We start from the raw sequence: 5,698 nt of genomic DNA, 5'->3' as shown, positions 1-5,698 counted from the left end.
CAGTAATAATACCTTCTCAGAAGTTAGGCTCAGGACTCATAGCCAAAAGAGCACTGTAGCGGCGAGGGCTATGGCGGAGAGGAAGACGTTCGGGCACCGATCATAACGCGTGGCAACGCGTCGCCAGTCTTTCAGACGACCGAACATGATTTCGATGCGGTTGCGTCGTTTGTATCTGCGCTTGTCATACCGGATGGGCTCGGTGCGGGTTTTACGTCCGGGGATGCAAGGTGTGATCCCCTTGGCTTCCAAGGCGTCCCTGAACCAATCCGCGTCATAGCCCCTATCGCCCAGCAGCCACTGGGCTCGGGGTAGACTATCCAGAAGAGCCGCCGCGCCGGTGTAGTCGCTGACCTGACCAGCCGTCACAAACAGGCTGATGGGGCGTCCATTCGCATCGGTGACGGCGTGCAGCGTGGTATTCATCCCGCCTTTGGTCCGTCCGATCAGTCGCCCGAGGCCCCCTTTTTTACCCGCAGGCTCGAAGCCGTACGGTGCGCCTTTAGATAGATGCATCGATCATGACGGTCCGGCGCTCGGCCTGTGCGCCAGACAGGCCCTCCATCATCCGAACGAAGACGCCAGCCTCGCTCCACCGCTTCCAGCGATTGTACAGCGTCTTGTGAGGCCCGTAGGCTGGCGGCGCATCGCGCCAGCGCAGGCCGTTGCGGTTGACGAAGATGATCCCGCTCAACACCCGTCTGTCATCCACCCGAGGTTTGCCGTGGCTCTTAGGGAAATAGGGCTCCAGCCGAGCCATCTGCTCGTCCGTCAGCCAATAAAGATCGCTCATAATCCAGACTCCTCAGGAGCCTGAATCAGATCGCACGCCGCAATTCAATGGGTCCTGAGCCTAGGAAGAAACCGATTTTAAGACCCGCTCTATACCCCCTTTAAAACTGCGGGCGTCCCGACATAGAGCAGCAGAACATCATCACCGGAGTCGTTGCGAACATAGTGAGTGACGCGGCCATCAAAATGCATGCCGTCACCAGGACCAAGTTCTGCGTGAACTTCGCCAGCAATAGCTGTGAGTTTGCCTTTGACAACATAGCGAAAAATCTCGCCGTCATGTGAGCTGGGGGGGAATGCAAAACCCGGAGGGATGCGCACCAAAATGGCATCCATCTTCCTGTCCGCTATTTCGGACGACAGGTCGGTGTAGGTAACGGGGGATTCTATATCGACCAGTTTTGGATCGTCAGCGCGGAAAACGATCTCGTCCGTAACCGGCCACTCCATGAAGTGCGAGATGTCAATTTCTAATCCCTTGGCTAGGCTCATAAGGGACCATACAGACGGGGTCGTGAGATTACGTTCGGCCTGCGAGATGAATGGGGCTGACAGGCCACTACGACTTGCAAGTTCTTGTAGAGTTAGGCTGAGCTCTTTCCGACGCGCGCGAATACGACTGCCGATAGGCAGTTTGGCAGGGTTAGGCCTTTTTTCTAAGCTCAGAAAGGCTTGCCTTTTGTCGGATGTAGCTTTGCTCATGGTCTATGTCTGCTTCAGCCGAATACTTTGAGCAATAGACCTCAAAGCCGAAAGATTTCTAGCGCACCAAGATGTTTGATATCGCGCGCTAACAAGATTCAGATATCTTAACCTTAGCTGCTGAATTGAATACGTTTTCACGGATCCGTCGAATATTTTTCGGACACAGCCCCGTAATTGGAAGAAAAATTCGGGCAATTAAGCGATCAAATTTTTTGACATATAAAATAATTCACATATCAAATTTTGTGAGGGAGCGATGTTTTATGACTCCCGATATGTTTGGGGGTCAATATGAACAAGCTTTCCCACCTGATGGTTAGCACTGCTGTCGTAGCGCTCAGCTTGGGGGCGTTCTCCCCAGCTGCGTCGGCTCAGTCCGCAAACCCACAGAATGCCGACGAGATTGCCGAGGTCGATGATGTTGTCGTGACGGGAAGTCGTATCCGTCGCAGTGGTACTCAGACACCGACGCCGACAACAATCATCAACGCTGAAACTATTCGAACCTCGGGAGTCAGTGAGCTTGCCGATCTCGTGAACGAGATTCCGAGCTTGTTCGTTACCCAGAGCAATCAGACTTCTAACCAGCGGGGCAATGCGGGCTTAAATGCGCTGGACCTGCGAGGTCTGGGCACTGAGAGAACCTTGGTGCTGGTCAATGGTCGCCGTCGTGTACCGGCTATGCCGGGGTCGTCTGCGGTGGACATCAGCGCAATTCCAACGGCATTGGTAGAGCGGGTTGATGTTATCACCGGTGGTGCCTCAGCACTTTATGGCGCAGATGCTGTCGCTGGCGTGGCGAATTTTGTGCTCAAACAAGACTATGAGGGGCTAGAGTTCACGGGAACCTATTCAGATTCAAGCCGCACAGATATGCCGGGCTATGATGCCAGCCTGATCTTCGGCAAGAATTTCCATGATAATCGCGGCAACGTCACCCTCTTCGGTAGCTATAGCCACCATGATAATCAGGTATTTGGACAGGACCGCCCTTGGACTGCACGCGGTACGCCCAGCTACCGTTTAGGCCGTGATGGTCGCTATACCCTCACGGACGGTAACCGTAGTCTCTATGACCTGAACACTGCTATTGTACAGCTTGGCTCTCCGGCCAATCTTTACACCTTCAATCCTGACGGAACTCTGCGTCGGCCCATCTACGGCCCGAGTGGTTTGCAAGGTACCGGATCAACCAATCCCACTCTCATCAGCATGTATACGGATGGTGGGGAGTTTTTGGGGCGTTATGATGACTGGGCCTTGGTGGTCCCAAGCGAGCGCCTGTCAGGTGCCATTTCTGCGAACTATCAGGTCACAGATAGTGTGAAACTCTTTGGAGACCTGACCTATAGTCAGACGGATTCAAAGGGCATCTATAGCGCCTACTCAGCCTATGGGTTTGACACCCTTTACGCAGGAAATCCGTTTGTTACGCCAGAGATGATCGCGTTGAACGGTGGTGAAGGCGATCTGGCGTTCACACGACGCTTCTCTGAACTTGGCCGCCAAGAAACACACTACGATCGTAACATGTACCAACTGACGCTCGGTGCAGAGGGGGAATTCAGCCTATTCGGACATGACGATTGGAAGTGGGTGGCCCACTATTCAACGGGTCGGACCAAGCAAGAAGTCCGCACCGTAAACGGCATGGCAACGGGACGATACTTCCAAGCCCTAGACGCAGTCGCCGGCCTTAATGGCAGCGTCGTTTGCTATGATCCGTCAAATGGCTGTGTAGCTCTTAATCCGTTTAAGACGCTGACGCAGGAAGTCATGGGCTATTTACGTTATGACACAAGCGCAGCCGTTCAAACGCTCGAGCAGGAAGTTGCTTCGGCTTATGTGACGGGCTCGCTGTTCAGACTTCCGGCTGGTGCCGTGCAAGGTGCTTTCGGGGTCGAGTACCGAAAGGAAAGTAACAACATCGGCGCTACGCCAGAGTATGACGAAGATCATGCTGCCTTTGATCCATCGTTAGAAATCACGGAGACCAACCTCGTCGGAGAATACGACGTCTCTGAAATATTCGCTGAGCTTCGGATCCCTCTGATAAGCAATGTTCCAGGCTTTGATGATCTTTCCTTTGAGGGGGCAGTTCGCCAATCTAAATACGGCACTGCGGGCGAAACCACCGCTTATAAAGCTGCTTTAAATTGGAGCCCCATCAGCGATGTACGCTTCCGTGGCACCTATGGCCAAGCTGTTAGAGCTCCGAACATTAGCGAGCTGTATACTGCTGGGCAGGTAGGTGGTGGTTGGTTGGCAGACCCCTGCAACTATTACGACGTTGATAACCGTGTCGGTCGTAGCGAGTTTACCGCTGCCAACTGTGCGATCCTTAATCCGCAGAACGTCAACACCTATTGGCAGTGGCTTGATATAATCCAGTCAGGTAACGAAGAGCTTGGTGTGGAAACGGCGATTACGTCTACTGCGGGTATTGTGCTCCAGCCTCGTTTCATTCCAAACTTCTCGCTTACAGTGGACTACTTCGATATCGAACTCGAAGATGCTGTAGGATCGTTCGGCGCTCAGGCTATTTTGAACAAGTGCGTAGATCTGCAATCCCTCGACAACATGTTCTGCGATCTGGTTGAACGTGAGACTGGCACCAACAACCTTATGTCAGTCAGTGTACAGGCGTTGAACATGTCGATGTTCAAGACTCGAGGCATAGATTTCGAGGCCAACTATAGCTTCCACCTCAGCGATATAGGCATGGGCGCCGAAGCGGGCACGATTGCCATCAATGCCGTTTATACCAAGCTGCTAGAGCGCAGTTTTGTACTGGATGCTACTGACCCTTCCACTATCGAAGACACTAAGGGCTTGTTTGGTTCGCCTGAATGGAAAGGCGCAATCCGCACCACTTGGAATTCTGGGCCTTGGAGCGCGAACTGGACCCTGCGACACTTCAGTCCGATGAGCCCGGGTAGCCATGTTACGCCGGAACTGTATGACGTTCATGAGACCAATCATGTGTTCTACAACGACTTCTCAGCAAGTTATAATCTCAGCGATGCGGTTTCGATATACGGCGGTCTACGCAATGCCTTTGATAAGCAGCCACCGCGTCTGCCCGGCGCAGAAGCCGGTGGGGCCAACTTCGAATATGGCTATCAGGCTGGCACGTTCGATGCAATTGGCCGAACTTTCTACCTTGGCGTCACTCTGCGGCGCTAGAATGTGTTGAATTTGAGGGGGGCAGCCAAGGCTGTCCCTTTTAGCTCCTCACTAATAGGCATTGATTGATGACTTGCGCCGAAACCTCAACGCAGGCAGTTGCCTCACGCCGAGGCCTTAGCACCTTGAATGCTTGCCTTAAGCTTTCCGCTGAAACGGTGCCTCGGCGACGTTCCATTCTGGATTATGCAAGCGGATCATGTGCGTTTTGAGCGCTTTCGCGAAGTCCTGACCTTCGAAACTCATGCCTGTGTCGATGGCGTCTACTTCTAGGATTCTGCGGTTCTCATTGATCTTTTGCGCAGCGTAGCGGTTCCGGCCGCTTGGGTTATTGCGGATGAAATCGGACAGGCGTTTAGCGATACCGCCGTCGCGATCAACACCGGTTCCGATATAAATAGCAGTGCCGTTCAAAGTCGCACGGATCAGGCATAACTTATGGCGTAGCTTGGGTTGGTACTTTTTGAGGCCGTTGGGTACACGCACTCAGAGCCGATCCCATTCAGGAAGCGTTTTGCCGTCGTAGATAGGCATATCTTTAGTCGTCATAATGATTTCCTTGTCAATGATGATGAAGCGCCCTCTGAGCCAGCCATGGCCAGCCCAGAGGGTAGGGTTGATCACCAAGCCTTATGCTTTGCCGCGCCAGCCTCGACGGCCTTCAGCAGAGTGTCGTTTTCCAAGTGACTGTAGCGCTGGGGGCTCTGATAGCTGGCGTGACCCAGCACCTTGCAGACCGCGAACAGATCGACCCCACTGTTGACCATGAAAGACGCCGGCGAGTGGCGAAGGTCATGGATGCAGCTTCTACAATGCGAGGTTCATCCGCTTAGGCGGGATAGTTTGAAAGGCTGAGTGGCAAGGGGGAGGTGCTATTGGTGGCTAACGTTCACCCACTAGGAACCCACAATTGACCCTAGCCAAAGGCAGGTTCGCCCTAGGTGAAGCTTATAAATTGAATAGAAGGGTGGTGCCGCTTACGTGCCTCGAACACGTGACCCCCGCATTACGAAAT

At 53.4% G+C, this 5,698-nt stretch carries 4 protein-coding genes and 1 pseudogene; 1 reads left to right on the top strand and 4 read right to left on the bottom strand.

From position 1 onward, the window contains the following. Positions 1-36: 36 nt before the first annotated feature. Both OB03_RS08730 and OB03_RS08725 read right to left on the bottom strand, forming a co-directional pair. Positions 37-793: pseudogene (locus OB03_RS08730) on the bottom strand (IS5 family transposase). An 89-nt stretch (positions 794-882) separates the two neighbouring features. Then, positions 883-1,494, bottom strand: coding sequence for a helix-turn-helix domain-containing protein (locus tag OB03_RS08725; RefSeq protein WP_461343865.1), 612 nt, complete (start codon positions 1,492-1,494; stop codon positions 883-885). A 294-nt stretch (positions 1,495-1,788) separates the two neighbouring features. On the opposite strand from OB03_RS08725, the gene OB03_RS08720 reads away from it, so the two are divergent. After that, positions 1,789-4,683 carry a TonB-dependent receptor plug domain-containing protein gene (locus OB03_RS08720; protein WP_461343864.1) on the top strand — a complete coding sequence of 965 codons (2,895 nt, stop codon included), beginning with the start codon at positions 1,789-1,791 and terminating at the stop codon, positions 4,681-4,683. A gap of 138 nt (positions 4,684-4,821) precedes the next feature. Here the strand turns inward: OB03_RS08720 and OB03_RS08715 are convergent, their stop codons facing one another. Together OB03_RS08715 and OB03_RS08710 are read right to left on the bottom strand one after the other, a co-directional pair. Continuing rightward, positions 4,822-5,169 carry a hypothetical protein gene (locus OB03_RS08715; RefSeq protein ID WP_461343863.1) on the bottom strand — a complete coding sequence of 116 codons (348 nt, stop codon included), beginning with the start codon at positions 5,167-5,169 and terminating at the stop codon, positions 4,822-4,824. Between the two features lie 134 nt (positions 5,170-5,303). Further along, positions 5,304-5,483: a tyrosine-type recombinase/integrase gene (locus OB03_RS08710; protein ID WP_461343866.1), complete on the bottom strand. Its 180-nt coding sequence runs from the start codon at positions 5,481-5,483 to the stop codon at positions 5,304-5,306. Positions 5,484-5,698: the final 215 nt, after the last annotated feature.

It is taken from the genome of Brevundimonas sp. GN22 (assembly GCF_054824005.1).
The sequence above is the reverse complement of the archived record's forward strand: the minus strand, read 5'-3'. Positions and strand labels throughout refer to the sequence as shown.

Excerpts from the sequence above, each read along its gene's own strand:
- OB03_RS08720 (WP_461343864.1), top strand. The coding sequence starts at position 1,789 with ATGAACAAGCTTTCCCACCTGATGGTTAGCACTGCTGTCGTAGCGCTC.
- OB03_RS08725 (WP_461343865.1), bottom strand. The coding sequence starts at position 1,494 with ATGAGCAAAGCTACATCCGACAAAAGGCAAGCCTTTCTGAGCTTAGAA.